Source organism: Caballeronia grimmiae (assembly GCF_000698555.1).
Lineage (GTDB): Bacteria > Pseudomonadota > Gammaproteobacteria > Burkholderiales > Burkholderiaceae > Caballeronia > Caballeronia grimmiae.
On record NZ_JFHE01000055.1, the window covers coordinates 1 to 17,424 of the forward strand.

At 60.4% G+C, this 17,424-nt stretch carries 16 protein-coding genes and 1 pseudogene; 4 read left to right on the plus strand and 13 right to left on the minus strand.

Translation table 11 applies throughout. The features are described from left to right. Both BG57_RS33190 and BG57_RS28300 read left to right on the plus strand, forming a co-directional pair. Positions 1-521 (plus strand): multidrug effflux MFS transporter (locus BG57_RS33190; RefSeq protein ID WP_160174764.1); only part of this gene is annotated, 521 nt, incomplete at its 5' end. Positions 522-1,263: 742 nt separating this feature from the next. Further along, positions 1,264-1,782: pseudogene (locus BG57_RS28300) on the plus strand (MFS transporter); the annotation flags it as partial. 252 nt (positions 1,783-2,034) lie between these two features. On the opposite strand, the gene BG57_RS28305 reads toward BG57_RS28300, so the two are convergent. The 8 genes from BG57_RS28305 to BG57_RS28340 all read right to left on the minus strand — a co-directional run bounded on the left by BG57_RS28305 (position 2,035) and on the right by BG57_RS28340 (position 9,827). Continuing rightward, a complete protein-coding gene (locus BG57_RS28305) occupies positions 2,035-2,373 on the minus strand; it encodes an L-rhamnose mutarotase (protein ID WP_035970230.1) in 339 nt (112 codons plus the stop codon). A 61-nt stretch (positions 2,374-2,434) separates the two neighbouring features. Beyond that, a complete protein-coding gene (locus BG57_RS32795) occupies positions 2,435-2,635 on the minus strand; it encodes a hypothetical protein (protein WP_152562732.1) in 201 nt (66 codons plus the stop codon). Between the two features lie 126 nt (positions 2,636-2,761). Next, positions 2,762-3,919: a mannitol dehydrogenase family protein gene (locus BG57_RS28315; RefSeq protein WP_035970247.1), complete on the minus strand. Its 1,158-nt coding sequence runs from the start codon at positions 3,917-3,919 to the stop codon at positions 2,762-2,764. A gap of 23 nt (positions 3,920-3,942) precedes the next feature. After that, on the minus strand, positions 3,943-4,953 hold the full coding sequence (locus tag BG57_RS28320) for a zinc-binding alcohol dehydrogenase family protein (protein ID WP_035970232.1): 1,011 nt from the start codon (positions 4,951-4,953) through the stop codon (positions 3,943-3,945). A 222-nt stretch (positions 4,954-5,175) separates the two neighbouring features. Continuing rightward, positions 5,176-6,189: an aldo/keto reductase gene (locus tag BG57_RS28325; RefSeq protein WP_035970234.1), complete on the minus strand. Its 1,014-nt coding sequence runs from the start codon at positions 6,187-6,189 to the stop codon at positions 5,176-5,178. An 80-nt stretch (positions 6,190-6,269) separates the two neighbouring features. Continuing rightward, positions 6,270-7,217, minus strand: a complete 948-nt coding sequence (locus tag BG57_RS28330; RefSeq protein ID WP_035970235.1) for an ABC transporter substrate-binding protein — start codon at positions 7,215-7,217, stop codon at positions 6,270-6,272. A gap of 38 nt (positions 7,218-7,255) precedes the next feature. Continuing rightward, a complete protein-coding gene (locus tag BG57_RS28335) occupies positions 7,256-8,287 on the minus strand; it encodes an ABC transporter permease (RefSeq protein ID WP_035970236.1) in 1,032 nt (343 codons plus the stop codon). Then, positions 8,280-9,827 (minus strand): sugar ABC transporter ATP-binding protein, encoded by a 1,548-nt coding sequence (locus BG57_RS28340; protein ID WP_052006057.1) that lies wholly within the window; start codon positions 9,825-9,827, stop codon positions 8,280-8,282. Before BG57_RS28340 ends, BG57_RS28335 begins: the two co-directional genes overlap by 8 nt. A gap of 210 nt (positions 9,828-10,037) precedes the next feature. Between BG57_RS28340 and BG57_RS28345 the strand changes: the two genes are divergently transcribed. Beyond that, positions 10,038-10,778: a FadR/GntR family transcriptional regulator gene (locus BG57_RS28345; RefSeq protein ID WP_035970237.1), complete on the plus strand. Its 741-nt coding sequence runs from the start codon at positions 10,038-10,040 to the stop codon at positions 10,776-10,778. Positions 10,779-11,040: 262 nt separating this feature from the next. On the opposite strand, the gene BG57_RS28350 is transcribed toward BG57_RS28345, so the two are convergent. Genes BG57_RS28350 through BG57_RS28365 form a run of 4 tightly spaced genes read right to left on the minus strand, consistent with a single transcriptional unit; the run spans position 11,041 to position 13,775 of the window. After that, positions 11,041-11,823, minus strand: a complete 783-nt coding sequence (locus BG57_RS28350; protein WP_229753908.1) for an AraC family transcriptional regulator — start codon at positions 11,821-11,823, stop codon at positions 11,041-11,043. A 50-nt stretch (positions 11,824-11,873) separates the two neighbouring features. Next, positions 11,874-12,596 carry an NAD(P)H-dependent oxidoreductase gene (locus BG57_RS28355; RefSeq protein ID WP_035970239.1) on the minus strand — a complete coding sequence of 241 codons (723 nt, stop codon included), beginning with the start codon at positions 12,594-12,596 and terminating at the stop codon, positions 11,874-11,876. Next, positions 12,589-13,323 (minus strand): enoyl-CoA hydratase-related protein, encoded by a 735-nt coding sequence (locus tag BG57_RS28360; RefSeq protein WP_035970240.1) that lies wholly within the window; start codon positions 13,321-13,323, stop codon positions 12,589-12,591. Before BG57_RS28360 ends, BG57_RS28355 begins: the two co-directional genes overlap by 8 nt. Continuing rightward, a complete protein-coding gene (locus tag BG57_RS28365; RefSeq protein WP_052006058.1) occupies positions 13,320-13,775 on the minus strand; it encodes a DUF2000 domain-containing protein in 456 nt (151 codons plus the stop codon). Before BG57_RS28365 ends, BG57_RS28360 begins: the two co-directional genes overlap by 4 nt. Before the next feature lie 655 nt (positions 13,776-14,430). Here BG57_RS28365 and BG57_RS28370 point away from each other — a divergent pair. After that, positions 14,431-15,120: a Crp/Fnr family transcriptional regulator gene (locus BG57_RS28370; RefSeq protein WP_371875851.1), complete on the plus strand. Its 690-nt coding sequence runs from the start codon at positions 14,431-14,433 to the stop codon at positions 15,118-15,120. A gap of 196 nt (positions 15,121-15,316) precedes the next feature. Here the strand turns inward: BG57_RS28370 and BG57_RS28375 are convergent, their stop codons facing one another. Then, the gene (locus tag BG57_RS28375; protein WP_052006059.1) at positions 15,317-17,209 is read right to left on the minus strand and encodes a hybrid sensor histidine kinase/response regulator; all 1,893 of its coding nucleotides are present in this window, start codon (positions 17,207-17,209) and stop codon (positions 15,317-15,319) included. Between the last annotated feature and the right edge of the window lie 215 nt (positions 17,210-17,424).

The following is a 17,424-nucleotide window of genomic DNA, read 5'->3' on the forward strand; positions in this document are numbered from 1 at the left end:
TGTTCGCGTATGTCGCGGGTTCGCCGCTGGTGCTGCTGGGCACCCTGCACGTGCGTCCGCTCGTCTATGCCGCGATGTTCGCGACGACGGGCGCGGGCATCGTCGCGGGCGCGGCGCTTAACGGCGTGTTGGCGCGACGCGGCGTGTCGAGCGGACGCTTGCTGTTCGTGGCAATTGCCTTTGCGGCGATTTCAAGCGTGGGCCTGATCGCGCTGGCTTCGCTCCGCTGCATCACACTATGCACCGCCATGCCGCTTTTTCTCGTCAGTAGCTTTTGCTTTGGACTGGCCGCACCGAGCGCGGCACGTCGCGCGCTTGATCCGCTCCCCGAACTGGCGGGCGCGGCGGGCGGCCTGCTGACATCGGTACAGATGCTGTCTGGCGCGGTGACGAGTTCGCTGGTCGCCGTGCTGTTTCCGCGCTTTGGCGTGATCGGCATGAGCGGCGTTATGGCGGTGTGCGCCATATCCGCGATGATAGTCACCCGCATCAGTTGCCGCAGGTCATCCGCGCGGCGTTGATCCGCGACGGTGACACAAGCGGTTTTTGCTCGTCACGAGAGAGGTCGGCTCTTTGTCCTTCGCTGACGCCGCCGCGTCTGCGCAGCGCGCTCGTGCGACGATCCTCTCAGCCGCTCTCGGCCAGCCCGATTCGACCGCCCATGCCGGTGTGACCGTTTCGCACTAGCCGCGACAATCTCAAGTCAAGCTTGGCGTTCATCGGCGACTCTATCTTCGTTTTTGCGTTGGGCGCCATCGACGACGACAGTATGTGAGCGGCTGCTTAGCCGCGCATAGCGGTTGCGCGAAAAACGCGCCAGTGGCCGTCGCATAGGGGTCCAGCCGTGCCAGGTCCGCGCGCCGAACTCATGGCTCGAAAGCGGCCGCTGAGATTCCGCCGCACTAAGCGGCCCATCGGCAATGCATATTCCCAACCATAAGCGACCATCGATATCCGCGTAACGGGTCATTCACTTTCTTGATGTGAAGCTGGCACGAAGCAGTCGAAGCGTTTATCCGATATTCCTGAAAGTGTTTTTTGTTTCTATCGATAGTTGGGTACGATTTGACGGCATGGCGACTTCCCCTTAGCAGCAATGCAAGCGCGTGACCGGTCGCGACGTGTGGAAAGTGAGGCGCCCGCAGCGCGGTTAGTTCGCTGGAACCGTTCGATCTGGTCGTCAATGCGTCGCCGGTAGGAATGACGGGCAACGAAAGCCTGCCCCTTTCCCATCCGCTGTTGGCGACCCTCAACCCTCGCCGCCTCATTCCATTCGTCGGCAACATCGTCGCGGTGATCGTGATTCCGTTCGTCGCAGAGTTGTTGGACCGCATCGGGCGGCGCATTCCCGTGGTCGTCGGTTCGGTGGGAGCGGGCTTGCTTTCCTACGCCTATCTCTACGCGATCAGCGCGAAGAATGCGCCTCTGGCGATCGTCACGTCAGTGCTGATGTGGGGCGTGACTTATCAGGGCTTCAATGCGGTGTTTCCGAGCTTTATGCCTGAGTTGTTCCCGACGCGCACTCGCGTGTCGGCAATCTCGATCGGGCAGAACATCGGCATGGCGCTGACGGCCCTCCTGCCTTCGCTGTTCGCGGCGATTGCACCGCCCGACACGAAGGAGATCCCCTTGGTGATCGGTACCGCAACGCTCGTCATCGCAAGTCTTGCGGCGCTCGCCGCATGGACGGCGCGGGAAACGTATCGCACACCGCTCGATGAACTGGGCTCGCGCCCATCGTCTGCGGGCCGCAATGCCGAAAAGCGCCGCGCAGATGAATAACCGAACAGCGGCTGTCGGTCGTCCCCGTTGAATGCTCGTAATTCTTGCGCAATTGCTCGCGAAAGCGACGCCGCGAGCGTGCCAGGCAGCTAAACGATAAGCACAGTGGCACCAACGCGTAGTTGGACGTTCTCTCAGTTCTGGCACGGCCCTCGGATCGCCAGAACTCTCAGCGGCTCGCCTGAGCCGGATCTTTTCTCGGACAGCGCACTGGACGCAATCGATACCTATTTGAAGCGGGGTGCTCCGCAGTCACTGTTTCGCCAAGTCGAATATGCGCGTCATTGGCATCCACTTAGTGCCTTCTTCGGTCCACAGAGTGGGTTGCTGGAAGGTCCACATCAGTTCCTCCCAGCGTCTTACCGCGTCATTCTCAACTGCGGCGCGCCCCATCGCGCTTGCATTGAAGACTGCGTCGTCTGTCTCCATGATCATCGTGAGTCGCGTTCCAAGCCTGAAAATTTCCATGCTCGACACGCCGTGGCTGCGGATATGAGCCAGGACGTCCGGCCAAACATCACGATGGTGCCGCTCATACTCTTCGATTAGCGGTTGATCGTCTACAAGATCAAGTGCGAGGCAATAGCGCATTCAAGGTTCCGGTAAAAACGTTGGCTGGCCATGGCACGCTATCTGAAGTGCCGCTGCAAGCCTAGGATTGCGGGAAGATGGAAGTCATCACCGTTGGAGTCAACGAACGATGCCCTTTCATGCCGCTCACCAAAAGTTCGAGCGCATGAGTGCGCGCCGACAGAAGGAGTCTAAGGGCTTCGTCGAACAGGCTGCGTTCGAGGCCCGAAAAACGAAGGGCGTCGTCCTTACTTTCTTCGCAACTCGTGTCTTCGTGGCTCATCGTGACATTCCCACCAGTCGCGCAAGGAGTGCGAAAAGGGAAACCTTCGCTGTCGCGATAGCGAAGGATGCTTAAAGAGTCACAAACGATCGATCGCGCACCGGACGAATCCGGCGCACCACGGCTTCACAGCGAGCTAGCGGTAGTGTCGATCTCGATCCCGTGCGCCTTCAGGACACTTCGCAAGCGCGGCTGCTCCTCACTCGGCGATTGCGACGCGGCCAGTTCGAGAAAAGGAAGTATTCGCCGCCTGACTTTCTCTTCGTGATTCACGGCAATATCTGCAATCCGATGGCCCAGGAAAGGGTTCAGGAAGCGATCGCGCACGCTGTCGATATACCGCGCCGCTTCGTCTTCTGAGCCCAGGGAACGAAAGACCGGCAGCACCTCCTCATACCATACGCTCTCGAGCGCATTGCGCACGAGCGGGTCGTTCATTGCATCAAAGACCGTCTGCGACGGGTCGCGCTGCTCTCTGAGCCAGCCCTCCGCCAGCCATGTATGCCCGAGGTTGAGGAAAAACAGCTTCAGCCGTTCGAACCGGCGCAGGTCATCCGTCACGACAATCTGGTCGTGTGTACATGGAAGCTCCATGCCAGGTCGTCGTTCGATCGCCCACAATGCGTAGGGTTCCGCAACCGCACCCACAGGCTCGATGGCCTGAGAGACGATGCGGTCGACAAGCGAGTTGACCCAGACACATTGATTGCGCATATAGTCGATAAACGACGCCGGCAGCGACCATTGGCCGGCCAACCCCGCCACTATGTCGCGCAAGGTATCGCCGTTGTCCTGAACCAATTCGCACGGGAAGACGGTCACGCCCGCCTCCGGACGTTCGCGCCAGCGTGCATGCAGAAGGGCCAGTAACTTGGCCGGGAAACTATGCGGAACACAGGCCTCGTCCTCGACGCCTTCCGACGAGTCCTGATCGTGCAGGCGGTACCCGGCATCGCTCGTATTCGACACGACGACACGGACGTGGTCGACGAAAGCACGGCGAATCAGAGGCCAGTCGTCGCCCGCGACCAATGCATCCTGGACCGCATGGCACCTTATCACCCGGTCCACCACGGAGCCCGCATCATATCCTCGTACGTGGACGGGATAGCCGTGAGAATCCTTGAGCGCTGCAATCCTCGCACGGCTCGAAGCACTTTGCGTGGTTTGCACGATGGTGATGCCGCCGATTGCGGCTCCTCGCGCAAGCGCCTCGGAGACGAAGAGTGCGGCGTGCGCAAGGAGGAATCGGCTCGTTCCGAACTGCAGGATAGGTGCGTTCACGGGCTCTCGTCCAAGTGCCTTCGTTAGCATTCGACTAGCGCCTTGACAACCGTCTGATTGGATTCGAGCAAACGAGGAAATTCGGATGGAACGTCCTCGAGCTTCATTCTGTGGGTGTTCAACGCTGCATCGGGGATATGCCCCCCGCGCATTGCTTCCAGCACCGTATCGAAGTCAGCCGATGTCGCGTTGCGGCTAGCGAGCAGCGTCGCTTCACGTTTGTGGAACTCGGGGTCCGCGAAGCTCACTTGACCGGGCACGATGGAGATCAGCGTGTATTTACCGCCATGCGCAATGAACTCGAAACCGCGGTTCATCGCATTGATGTTGCCGGTCGCATCGAAGACGACATCGAAGAAGTCGTTGTCGGTCAGCGATGCGAGTTGCGCCGCGTCGTCCGGCCCGACGGCGACCGCCGCTTCTATCTCGAGGTGCGTCGTGCAGAACGAGAGCCGGTCCGCGCGGGTGTCTAGACAAACAACGCGTCCGCCTCTGAGCGACGCGAAGATCATCGCCGCCATTCCGATGGGGCCTGCCCCGACGACGAGCACCCGCTGCCCCCGCTGAACATCCGCGCGCCGCACCGCGTGCGCACCGATAGCAAGGAATTCCAGCATGGCGGCCTGGTCGAGCGTTACGCCTTCTGCCTTGTGCACGAACTGCGACGGAACGCTGAGATATTGGGTCATGGCACCGTCTTGATGCACACCGAGCACCTTGATGTTCACACAGCAGTTGGTCTTTCCTTGACGACATGCCACGCATTTTCCGCACGACAGGTAAGGCATCACATAGACGCCGTCGCCTGCAGCCAGTCCGGACTCGCTATCTGCTTCGACAACGACGGCGGACAACTCGTGTCCCATCACACGAGGGTATTGCAGATAGGGCTGAGTGCCCGTGAAGATGTGCAGATCCGTGCCGCACACGCCGACCCGGCTCACTCGCAGCAATACTTCTCCGGCACTCCGCGCGGGCATCTCCGACTGTTGCGCACGCAGCACTCCGGGTGACTCACAGATCACGGTAAGCATTCGATATCCTTTCTAATTTGCATCGCTTCGGGATGAACCGATGCCATACAACCGGCAGGCGTTGCCGCCAAGAATGTGTTGACTTGCTGATTGCCTAAACACGCGTTGACAGTCATCCTCGCAGGCTGCGCGCGGCGATCGCCGGCTCGATCCGTGCGCATGAGATCATTCACCGTCAGACAAGTCTTACGGCATCGGATGCAGACCACGCCCTTTGCATCGCTACACTCCTTCCGGAACCGGCGCCCTACTTGAGACGAGCCGCTCGCGGTGAAGTGTCTGCCACAACTCTTCAGGTATCGCGGTCTCCAGCCATGCGATGTTTTGCTCGAGCTGGGGCATGCTTCGAACTCCGACCACGCACGACACAACGGCCGGATGAGCGAATACGAATTGCAAAGCGGCGGCTGGGAGCGGGACATCGAAGCGCTGACAGACCGCCGAAAGGGCGCGCACCTTCTCCACCACATCTGCTGGCGCATCGCCGTAGTTGAACTTGCCGTTTCCGGCTAGCACGCCCGAATTGAAGACGCCACCCACGACAACGGCGGTTTCAGCCTGTGCACAGACATCTAGTAGCGGCCCGAGCGCTGTCTGCTCGAGCAGGGTGTATCGACCGGCCAGCAGAACGGCATCCAGTTCAGCCTCGTTCAGTGCGTCCGCCGCCACTTCCCATTCGTTGACGCCGAGCCCGATGCCGCGCGCCGCACCACTGGCGCGCAACTCTTGCAGTGCTTTGAATCCGCCGCCTTCCGTCAACTGGGACCAGAACTGCCCATGTCGGTCCGCATGCGTCGCACGGCCGATGTCATGCACGTACAACATGTCAATCCGATGCATTCCGAGCCGTTGCAAGCTGTCCTCGTAAGAGCGCATGATCCCTTTATACGAGTAGTCGAACTCCGGCCGAAACGGCAGCGGCGTCGCCCAACCGTCGTCGCCGGGGCTAACGCTGGGATCAGGACGCATCAAGCGCCCCACTTTCGTGCTGAGCGTAAAGGTGCTTCGATCACGGTCGCCAAGGATCTCTCCGACACGTCGCTCGGAAAGCGTGTAGCCGTAAAACGGCGCGGTGTCGAAATAGCGGATGCCGGCGCTCCATGCGGCTTCGACTACAGCAAATGCATCGGCGCCCGACATAGGACGGTAAAGTCCGCCCAGTTGCGAGCAGCCCAGACCGAGGGCCGTTACTGTAAGTCCGCTGCGGGGCAATGCACGTGTCTCGTGTGCTTTCATGGATACCGGTGCTTTTTCTGGACTCGGGGGTTGGCGGGGCGGTGAATCGGCAACATCGATTCGCCGCCCTTTTCTTGCGACTAGTAAAGGACGTTCTTGGCTTCTTTCGAGTCGAGATTCTGCTTGTCGACCATCACCACGCCCGTGTCGACCTGCTTCGCCACAGGCTTGCGTTCGATGACGTTGACGACCGTCTGAATGCCTTTGTAGCCCATCTGCCAGGAACCCTGTACCGCGATTGCCTGCACGGTCCCGTCGCGCACGAAGCCTTGAAGATCTTCGTTCCCGTCGAAACCCACGGCAACGAGCTTGCCCGCCTTTCCGGACTGCTTCAGTGCGCGGCCAACGCCAATCGCAGTCGGTTCGTTGGCGCCGAAGACTCCCTTCAGATCGGGATTCGCCGACAGCACGTCAGTTGTTTGATTGAGCGCGGTCGCCATTTGCGATTGTGAGTAGAAGGGACCCACGACCTGGAGCTTTGAATGATCGGCGATGTATTTTCGGAAGCCTCCGACGCGGCTGACCTCCGAACCCGCACCAGGGACGTAGGACATGATCGCGATCTTTCCCGACTGCCCTACCCGATCGATGAGCGCCTTCGCACACATCTCGCCGGCTTTCTCGTTGTCAGTCGACAAGAAAGACTGGTAATACTGCTTTCCCGAGTCGGAGATGGTCGAGTCGATCAGCACCACGGGAATGTGGGCCTCCCACGCTTTCTTGATAGCGGGAACGAGCGCGTCAGGATCGGAAGGGGCAAGCACGATCCCCGCGACACGTCGATTGACCGCGTTGACAACCATGTTCACTTCGTCCGTGATGGCGGACTCCGAGGCCGGCCCCTGGAAGGTCAACGTATAACCCTTGGCATCGGCAACAGCGGCGTTCGCCCCTTTCTGCACGTTCTGCCAGTAGTTCGAATTCACCGTCTTGACAATCACGGCGATCTCGCCGCCTGCGGCGTAGGCGCCGGTGTTAAAAGCCGCAAAGAGCAATGCCGATGCTGCAGCTATTGAATATTTGTTCATGTCTCGCTCCTGTCTTCTTTGATTTAAGAGGCAAACCATTAAGATTTGCGGTTGCGTAATTGATCGATCCAGACGGTCCCTAGAATCACCACGCCGATGATGATCTGCTGAATGAAACTCGACACTCCATTCATGTTCAGCCCGTTGCGAAGCACGCCGATCACAAAAGCACCGATGGCCGTGCCCGAAATCGTACCGACGCCGCCCATGAGCGATGTGCCGCCGATCACTGAACTTGCGATTGCATCGAGTTCGTACATGACACCTTCGTTCGGTTGCCCGGTAACGAGCCGGGACATCAGCACGCATCCCGTCACGCCGGCCAACGCGCCCGAGAGCACATAGGTAAAAAGTTTGACGCCCTGGACATTGACACCGGAAAGCCGTGCCGCCTCGGCGTTTGAGCCGACCGCATAGATATGACGGCCGAGCGAAGTCTTCGAGAGCAGCACGGACACGCCCACGAAAAGCACGACCATGATGATGACGGGGTACGGAATGCCCGGAAACGTCGTGTCGGGAAATCCGTCCGCGCCGATGTGTGAAATACGAAACAGTGCGCCGTTGCCGAGTGCGCCGAACGCATCGCCAAGGTCGGACACAGGGCGTGCCCCGGTGATCTGCAACGCTAGGCCGCGAGCGACAAGCATCATGCCCAGCGTCGCGATGAACGGTGGCAAGCCCATACGTGTAACGCAAATGCCATTGACCACGCCGCAGAGCGCGCCGATAAGCACGCCACAAAGCATTGCCGCGGGCACCGGCACACCGAGCTTGACCAGCAGCGCGGCCCCGACGCCCGCAAGGGCGAGTACCGAGCCGACCGAGAGGTCGATCCCTCCGGTGATGATGACGCACGTTGCGGCGACCCCGAGATACGCAATCGACGTCACCTGCAGGCTCACGGTCATGAGATTGTCGACCGAGAGGAAGGCTGAACTCGCCAGCGAGAAGGCGATCACCAGGAGAACCAGGCTGCCCAGCGCAGCGAACTTCTGAATGAGGTCGCGGCGGCGCTGCTGCGCGGAGCGCTTTGCAGCTTGAGTAGGATCCGAAGTCATTTCAAGCATGAGCGCGCCCCGAAGCGTAATGCATAATTTCCTCCTGACCAGTTAGTTTGGTTTCAAGAACCGCTGTCACGTGTCCTTCGTGGAAAACAGCAATCCGGTCTGTCATCCCGAGTAATTCGGGTAGCTCCGAACTGATCACGACGACGCCGATGCCTTCCGCTGCTAGCCGGTCCATGAGCCCATAAATCGCGAACTTGGCGCCGACGTCGATGCCTCGCGTCGGCTCGTCAAAGAAAAGAATGTTCGATCCGCGGTACAGCCATTTCCCAATAACCACCTTTTGCTGATTACCGCCCGACAGGTTGCGCACGATCTGGTGGATCGACGGTGTACGAATCGCGAGATCCTTCACGTACTTTTGGGCAACACGCGCTTCTTCCCCGAAACGAAGAAAGCCCGACGAAGCTACGCCTCGAACATTCGCGAGCGTGATGTTGGACGCGACCGGCATACCCAGAGCGAGCCCCTCTTTCTTCCGGTCTTCAGAGAGATATGCGATGCCGTGGCGAATCGCCTCGCGCGGCGAACGGATCGATACCGGCTCACCGCGAAGCGTGATCGTCCCGCCGTCGAGCTTGTCGGCTCCGAATATCGCGCGCGCCACTTCCGTGCGGCCGGCGCCCATCAGCCCGGCGAAGCCCAGGATTTCGCCCTTGCGCAAGTCGAACGAGACCGGACCGAAAACGCCGTTTCTGCGCAACTCCCGGGCGCTGAGCAGGACTTCAGTCGTCGGGAACGACTGCCGCGCCGGATAGGCGTCATCTAGCGAGCGCCCTACCATGCGCGCCACGATATCGTTGACAGATAGCGAAGCGAAGTCGTCCGTTGAGATATGGCGGCCGTCGCGCAAGACCGTGACTCGATCGACGATGTGCTGCATTTCATCGAGACGGTGTGAGATATAGAGAATCGCAACGCCCGCTTCGCGCAGTTCCTTGATGATGCGAAACAGGTAGACGGTCTCCGACTCAGTCAGTGAGGACGTTGGTTCGTCCATGATCAACACTCGGGCGTCGAGTGACAGCGCCTTGGCGATCTCGACCATCTGCTGCTGTGCGATCGACAACGTGCCCACGAGGGTAGATGGAGCAACCGCAAGGCCAAGGCGCGCCAGGCATCGCTTTGCGTCCTCATTGAGCCTACGCTTGTCGACGAATGGGCCGCGCTTCGGTTCGCGTGCGAGGAAGAGGTTCTCGGCGACGCTTAGATGCGGTACGAGGTTGAGTTCCTGATGGATGATCGCAATGCCGGCTGCTTGTGCGTCGGACGTTGAAGCAAACCGGACCTCCTCGCCGCGATAGCGCATGGTGCCACTATCAGGGCGGTATTGCCCGCTGATGATCTTCATCAACGTCGACTTCCCTGCCCCATTCTCACCGCAGACAGCGTGTACTTCCCCACAGCGGAGGTCGAGGTCGATGCCGTCCAGCGCGATGACGCCGGGGAAGCGCTTGCCGATTCCTTCGAGACGGAGGATTTCCTGCTTATCAAGATCGGGGGCATCTGTCACTGAAGCCGACAGACCGTGGGGCGTTGCCATAGCGTCTCCTATGAAGCGGCCAACCTGGCGTGTTGCTGGTCGGTCCGTTTGCGACAGATTAAACAGCGGTTTCTCCGGCTGGTCAAGCCAATTCGCCTTTTTCTAACTGACCTTACCAATAGAGAAAACCCTAACGTTCCCGCGGCGGCCCTGATGCAGTGCTAGACTGGGCCGCGGCTTACTCGCTTCTCTATCTCTGCAAACCGCTTCATGAAATCAATCGAACCCAAGCGGCTTTACCAATCGGTCGCTAGCCAAATCGTCAAACTCATTAAGGAAGGCGAGTTCCCGCCGGGGGAGCGGCTGCCGGCCGAGCGAGAGCTCGCTCTGAAACTTGGCGTTTCCCGGCCTTCGTTGCGCGAAGCGTTGATCGCGTTGGAGATCGGTGGTCAGGTCGAAATCCGTATCGGGTCGGGCGTCTATGTTCGGGATGCCAACTTCGACGATGACGGCACCGCAGCGGTAGCAGCACTCGGCGACAGCCCGTCGGAACTCATGCAGGCGCGCGCGGCGATTGAAGGGAGCGTCGCAGTCCTCGCGACTGCTCGTATGACTGCAGCAATGCTGGAGCGCATTCGTCGCTCAATCGACCGCATGCGCCGGCTGGCGATCGCCGGCAAGTCCCCGGTCGAGGCGGACCGTCAATTCCATATGTTGATCGCAGAAGCATCGGGCAACTCTGTCCTTCGTCGCTTCGTCGGACAGCTTTTCGACAGCCGCCATGATCCGATCGCCGCTGCCATGCGCGACCACACGGAGAGTCCGGAGACGTGGAGCGCAGCGATACGCGAACACGAAGATATCCTGAGAGCGCTAAGAGCAGCCGATCCCATCGCCGCCCAGGCCGCGATGCGAGCGCATCTTAAGGCATCTGAAGAAAGATGGACCGACGGCACTTTGAAGGAAGCCTCAACAGTTAGGACGCGTCGTGCTAAGGCGGCTTCTCATTGACATTCGAACTGAGGGACAATAGAACGACGTAGTGAGAAAGCAAAGACGCCGGCCGCGACCGAGCACAACTGGTTTTGAGGCAGGAACCGAAGTGACGGCGTTGGGGATTGGTATCGCCTGTTCGCGGAAATGCTCACAGCGCGCCGAGCCCGTCATCGTGGCTTCGGCATTGCGCCTCTGGAATAACAAATAGGAGACACAAGACCTCGCTCGGTCGATCCGGCGATGGCAGCTGCTCGGCGGCATCGACGCGCGCCACGATTCACAGGAGCGCGTCCTGATAAAGCTTCGGTGTCACGCCGGTCTGTTGTTTGAACACGCGCGTGAAGTGCGACTGATCCGAGAAGCCGCTGCGCGCGCCCGTCTCCGCGATCGGCCTGCCTTCGCGCAGCAGCAACATCGCGTTGCGCACCCGCTCCTGTTGCTGGAACGCATGCGGACTGAGGCCCGCTTCGCGCGCGAAGGCTCGCAGCAGCACGAACGGCGTGACATCGAACTCGCATGCAAGGGTCGACAAGGTAACTCGCGCATGCAGATCCTCGCGCAGACGGTTCTTGATCGCCCGGACCAAAGCCGGCTCACTGCGCACCTTCGCGAGATCAACGACGCGCCGCGCATGCCGCTCATGCAGGCCGAGGACGGCGCACGCGAGGGCTTCACTGCGTTTCAAGGGGTCGACATTCCACTCTGAGCACCAGTTAATGCCGTAAAGATGCCGACACAGTTCGGCATCGATAATGAACGGGCTCTTCGGTTCCCACCGTTCACGCCGGGGAATGCCGAGCCGTTCACAATAAGCGGCCAGCGCCGCCGGCTGCACGTGCTCGACGCGCATCTTCCACTCGCCGATGTCGGATGTCGCCGCACCCGAATGCACCACGTCCGCGTCGATGACGATCACGTCGCCGGGCCGGCACACCCGCCGCTCACCGCGAACTTCGACAGCCACAGCGCCACCGGTGATCACCGCGAGGCAGTGGGTATCGTGCGCGTGCGGCGGATAGCGGTGGCCGAAGAAGCGGCCCTTGAGCAGCAAGGCATCCATGACGTCCGGCGCACGCCACAGCTTGATGGAATGGGTCGATGCTGAACGCTTCATGGCATGAGCGGACGTGAGAGAGGGCGTAAGACTTCATCATAATCCCCGAGCCGCGGCATCGGAATATGCGGCTGCTCGTTAAGGGTTTCGACCAAGACACACCATTGCGCCAGCATGCGCGCCCGCTCCGCGTCGGAGCAGTACGGGACATGCCACGCGAAGAAGGGCTCGATCACTTGGTAGCCGACGTATCCCAGCGTGCCTTGCAGAAGATGGCGCAGCATGCCGCCCGCCAGATCGCCATGGATGCCCTGCGGGCCGAACATATGCTCCCGGCCGCCCAGCGTTATGCCGACCGCGGCGCGCTTGCCCGTCATTCCGCCACGGTCGTACAGGCGCTTGCCACCGTAGAGCGCACCCGGCATGAAGCAGCGGTCGAACCAGCCCTTGATCAGCGCGGGCACCGAAAACCAGTAGAGGGGAAACACGAGAATCAGCGTGTCGCTGATCAGGAGCGCATCGAGTTCTCGCTGGACATCGGGTGCAAGTGCGTGATGCTCGCGCGCGTGACGTTGCTCCAATGGATAGACGAGATAGTCATTGTCGGACCGATCGACGAATTCGCTGGCTCGAACCACGGGATCGAAATCGAGCGCGTAATGATCGGAGAAGCTCACGTCGTCGCCGCGCAGTGTCCTCACCCGTGTGGCTTCGCGAGCCATTGCCGCACAAAAAGAGCGAGACTCCGGGTGAGCGTGGACGATGTGTACGTTAGCCATGACGAATCGGTGCCGTGGCGAGAGCAGGAATCAGCGTGTTCAGATGAGCGATCTCGCGTTCAATCGCCTCGCGGGTCGTCGACGTGGCCCCTTCACGCAATAGCCGCAGCGTGGCCTGCAGCGGGGCCGGCGGTTTCGCGGCAAGGCGCATGGCGTACTCCGTTGCCGCAGCGCGCGTGTCGCCGTGCGGCACCACGCGCGAAACGAAACCGTGCTCCAGTGCTTCGGCTGCCGGAATCGGACGGCCGCTCAGCAGCCAGTCGCGCGCCGCAAGGTCGCCTATCCGCCGAGCCAGCAACGCCGTCGCTCCGGCTTCTGGAACAATGCCTAGACCGGCGAACGGAAATCGAAAGACGGCGCTTTCGCCGGCGACCACCCAGTCAGCGTGCAACAGCATCGTGGCACCGAAGCCCACCGACGCGCCCTCCACCGCCGCCACCAAGGGCTTGGACCGCCCGGAGAATGCGCCGATGCAGCGATTCACCGCGCCATCGGCGCGCTGAGGCCATAGCGTTGCGAACGCCGTTGTGTCGTGGCCCGAACAGAAACCGTGGTCCGTGCCGTGCAGCAGCACACAGCGCGTCCGTGCATCGCCTTGGGCGGAAACAAGGGCATTCGCCAACGCATCGAACATGGCGCCGTCGAGCGCATTGCGCTTCTCAGGGCGATTCATGCAGATGAAGCAAATCGCACCATCGAACTCGCAGGTGATCCGGGTGTCCATCATGCGAACAGCGAGAAGCCGCCGACCAGTTTGCCGATCTTGTTTCTCGAGCCGACCAGACCGACTGCCAGATACCGAAGCGGTTCGCCGGAATGGTCTCTGACGGCATCGAGAAATGCCTGGTAGTCAGTGGTGGCCTGCCCTTGCACGGGAAAATCGACGACATCGCAGTGAGCAAGCGACTTCTCGCGAAGCTCGCCCAATTGAAGCGCCGTGGCTTTCAGCACCGGAATGCCGATAGGAATGAGTCCGGGATGCACCGTGCCGTCCCGCTCGTGCAGCGGGCTTCCGACGAGGCGGCTGTGACGCTGGCCCAACGTGAATGCGATCACCGCGGCGGCGTTGGACGCCTTGCCCGGCGACAGAGCTTCGTCGACGACGATGACGCACCGCTCCGGCCTCTGCGGCACATGCTGAGTGGGGGCGGCGTCTGTTTCGGTTGGCGATAACAACATTCCTCTCCTTGGAAATGAACCATGCAGAGGATGCTATGCATTTCAACGCCACATGTATTGGACGATTTTGCAGGTCGTCGGTGCCATCCGATGCCCGCGTGTCCCGCACCGCCGGAAGGCCGGCGTCAACCGGCGCCATCGCTCTCCGATGAAAGCAGTCAATTCCTCCGTCTTCCCAGCGGGACCGCTTCCCAAAGACGGCTGCCTAGGGCCTGGTGAACGATTTCAACGTGCCTTGTTGACGAGCTTATCGCCGTCACCGTCTTTATGACGCTGCAATCCCAGCGCTGAAGGAGCTTGTGCAGAAGACGCCAGGCTCGGTGACTCGTGAACGCAGGAGGCGGCTGAGAGATTCCTTCCGACGGGATAGCGCGCGAGCGCACCGTCATCCGGCAGCCACGAGAGCTGCACAACGAATCAATCTCCACCTTCGCTACGCATGACTAATCAATAGACGCCTCCCGCCCTGGTTCGAGCATGTTGGCACGGCTTTCGCATATGTACGACGAAGCACTAAAGGCATAGCCGTCGAAGTTGGCAAACGGACAGCAAGGTGCTGCGGGGCTGGCCCGCAGACCGTTCAATGAACACCGTCGATGGGAACCGAAGGCCAGAGAAATATAGCGCGAAGCGCATAGACCAAAGATGACTAATCATGTTGACCCTCCAGTCCGACCTGCACGGCAATCATTTGTTGGGCGCACTTCCCGCGCATGAATGGAGCGCCCTCGCGCCCCATCTTGAACTCGTTCAATTGCACGCCGAGCAGTTGCTGTGCGATTCAGGACGACGCATTAACCACGTCTTTTTCCCAACGACCGCCGTTATTACGCTCTTGCACACGATGGAAGATGGCGGTTCCGTCGAAGTCGCGGCCATCGGTCGTGAAAAGATGACGGGCGTGCCGGTGCTGACCGGTGGGGACACGATGCCGACTCGCGTCCAGGTTCAGGCCCCAGGCTTCGCTTATCGGATGAGCGCGAGCGCGCTGCGTGAGCACTTCGGCCGCTCAGACTTTCTGCGTCGCATCCTGCTTTCGTACATGCAAGCGCTGCGGACCCAAGTGGCGCAAACGGCTGCCTGCAACCGACACCATTCGCTAAGTAAGCAACTGTGCCGCTGGCTGCTAATCCAGGCGGATCGTACGCCCTCCGATGAACTCAGGGTGACGCAGCAGACGATCGCCGACACGCTGGGCGTGCGCCGGGAAGGCGTCACTGAGGCAGCGGGCAAGCTGCATGACGCAGGGCTGATCCATCACAGCCATGGCTGTATTAAGTTGCTCGCCGGCGCCGCGCTGGAATCCCGTGCGTGCGAATGCTCGTTAAACGCGAGTTTGACCTAAGACTCGGCAAGCCGAGGCCCTTGGATTGCAGCACGCGCTGCAGAGCAGCAACTGCGCCGCAAGGGACAGCTGGACTAAACTAGACCGCGCAGGGAGGAGGCGCGACCATCGAACGGTCCAGGCTTTCCGGGAGCGTTTTGACATTCGCTGGCGCACATTAGGTCAGTCCTGATGGTCGTCGATAGCCTGCGGGCGATTACGGTGCATTGATCGGGCTTTGGATTGCGCCGAAAAGCTGGGCTGCGTCGACAGGCTTGGTGAAGTGAAAATCGAAGCCCGCGGCGGCTGTTTGTTCGCGGTCGTGAGGCTCACCCCGACCAGTAATAGCGACCAGTATCGATTGGCAAACCAACGGCGCGCTACGGACCTGCCGCGCGACATCGATTCCACTCAAACCCGGAAGCCCCAAATCCAGCAGGACGACTTCCGGCGGAAAGTGATCGAGGACCGCAATGGCTTCCTCGCCCGAATAGGCGATGCGAACAATATGGCCTTCCATTTCCATGAGAGCCGCCATTGCGTCCGCTGCATCGACATTGTCGTCGACGATGAGAATCCGGCGTTTGATGTGAGCCGCTAGCCCGGTCGGCGCTCCTCTAACGTTATCGGGGACAACCTTGCATTCAGCGGGCAGATGGATTGTGAAGCGGCTGCCTTTGCCGCGTCCGTCGCTCTCCACGCTAATTCGGCCACCATGTAGTTCGATCAGATTCTTCGACAACGCGAGTCCAATGCCAAGGCCGCCCCCGTGATTATCTGGATCGATCTGAGCAAACATCGAAAAGATCGCTGACAACTTGTCCGGTTCGATCCCGATCCCGCTGTCCACGACTGACAGGACAATCTCTTCTTCATTCACTGCCGCGCTTAATTTGATTTCGCCACCGGCAGGGGTGTACTTCACAGCGTTGGTTAGTAAATTGGCCAGTACCTGAGCGAGGCGCAAACGGTCTGCTTCTATGTACACCGGCCGCTCTGGAAGGCTGACGCGAAGAACGTGCGCCTTACCCTCGAGTACTGGCTTGGCAACCTCGACAGCATCGCTGACGACGTCGGACAGGCCGACGCTGTCCTTTCTCAGTTTCAAAGCGCCACGCGTGATGCGTGATACGTCTAGTAAGTCATCTAGCAGAAGCGCCATCGCTGCTGTCTGTCGACGCAGAACGCTTATGCACCAAGACTGGCGGTCATCCGTCAGGCCAGGCTGTTCAAGAATCTCAATGACCTGCCTGACAGGTCCGAGCGGGTTGCGCAGCTCGTGAGCCAGCGTCGCGAGGAATTCGTCCTTGCGCCGGTCGGCCTCTGAAAGCGCCCGTTCAGCGCGCACCCGGGGTGTAACGTCGCCCATCCACGCCACGACAGACCCATCAAGCGCCGCAATCACAACGTGGAACCAGCGTTCGCCATCGCTGGTCTGTACGCGCAGGTCGAATTCGTCTTTGCCGCCGTTGCCGGCAAGCACGGCCAGCCTTTCGACGAGGGCTGCTCGGTCCCATCCGCTCGGGATCACTTCCGACGTTGTGCTGCCAATCACTGTGACAGACGACCGATGGAAAAACCGCACCGCCGCCTCGTTCAGATACTCCCATCGGAAGTCCTCAATCTGGTCATTCTCGAACACCGGCGCTAGCACGCAGAATGGCACGCCCGCCGTGTCTAGTGCGAGGTCGAAGCGCTTTCTCGATTCACGCTCCATTTCTAATAGTTTCTTTTCCGCTTCCCGCGTGGCGTTCTCTGCCCGTCCCGCACGTTGTGCTACGGCAGACAGCCTAGTTCCCGCTATTACCAAGAAGGAGCCGACTATGACGTACATCAGCAGAACCATCCGCTCGCTCGACTCCACTGCGAGGGAACCGAACGGCGGCAACCAGTAAGCCCCGAACATCATTCCACCGGCAAGTAGGACCAAACCGGGAACCGGCCCGAAAAGCACCGTAACGAGCGGTAGGAAAGTGCTGATGAGCAGGAACGTCAGTCGGCCGTTGGCCGCGATAGTCAGACCCTGTTGCGCCAAGAGGACCAGCACAGCCAGTGCGACACCGAGAAGCAACCGCTTCTTCCACGGATACTGCGCGATGAGAACAATCATGGGATATCCCGGATCTGCGCGAGGACGGAATCGTTGCACAACGCGTTCCTCCCTACTCGAGCCCGAGCTGCCCCGGGCCAATTGCGTAAGGCGGTCGTCCGACATGAAGGCGTTGCACTCACGGAAAAGTCATTGCCCACTTGGCGTGGTCGCGAATTACTAAACCGATGGCGTTCCGCAAAAGCGCGCCAATCTCGTGCACCGCGCGGTTCTTC

Bases quoted from the DNA above. Each gene is read 5' to 3' on its own strand.
- BG57_RS28305 (WP_035970230.1), bottom strand. From the start codon at position 2,373: ATGCGCTATTGCCTCGCACTTGATCTTGTAGACGATCAACCGCTAATC.
- BG57_RS32795 (WP_152562732.1), bottom strand. From the start codon at position 2,635: ATGAGCCACGAAGACACGAGTTGCGAAGAAAGTAAGGACGACGCCCTT.
- BG57_RS28320 (WP_035970232.1), bottom strand. From the start codon at position 4,953: ATGCTTACCGTGATCTGTGAGTCACCCGGAGTGCTGCGTGCGCAACAG.
- BG57_RS28325 (WP_035970234.1), bottom strand. From the start codon at position 6,189: ATGAAAGCACACGAGACACGTGCATTGCCCCGCAGCGGACTTACAGTA.
- BG57_RS28330 (WP_035970235.1), bottom strand. From the start codon at position 7,217: ATGAACAAATATTCAATAGCTGCAGCATCGGCATTGCTCTTTGCGGCT.
- BG57_RS28335 (WP_035970236.1), bottom strand. From the start codon at position 8,287: ATGCTTGAAATGACTTCGGATCCTACTCAAGCTGCAAAGCGCTCCGCG.
- BG57_RS28340 (WP_052006057.1), bottom strand. From the start codon at position 9,827: ATGGCAACGCCCCACGGTCTGTCGGCTTCAGTGACAGATGCCCCCGAT.
- BG57_RS28345 (WP_035970237.1), top strand. From the start codon at position 10,038: ATGAAATCAATCGAACCCAAGCGGCTTTACCAATCGGTCGCTAGCCAA.
- BG57_RS28350 (WP_229753908.1), bottom strand. From the start codon at position 11,823: ATGGATGCCTTGCTGCTCAAGGGCCGCTTCTTCGGCCACCGCTATCCG.
- BG57_RS28355 (WP_035970239.1), bottom strand. From the start codon at position 12,596: ATGGCTAACGTACACATCGTCCACGCTCACCCGGAGTCTCGCTCTTTT.
- BG57_RS28360 (WP_035970240.1), bottom strand. From the start codon at position 13,323: ATGATGGACACCCGGATCACCTGCGAGTTCGATGGTGCGATTTGCTTC.
- BG57_RS28365 (WP_052006058.1), bottom strand. From the start codon at position 13,775: ATGTTGTTATCGCCAACCGAAACAGACGCCGCCCCCACTCAGCATGTG.
- BG57_RS28370 (WP_371875851.1), top strand. From the start codon at position 14,431: ATGTTGACCCTCCAGTCCGACCTGCACGGCAATCATTTGTTGGGCGCA.
- BG57_RS28375 (WP_052006059.1), bottom strand. From the start codon at position 17,209: ATGATTGTTCTCATCGCGCAGTATCCGTGGAAGAAGCGGTTGCTTCTC.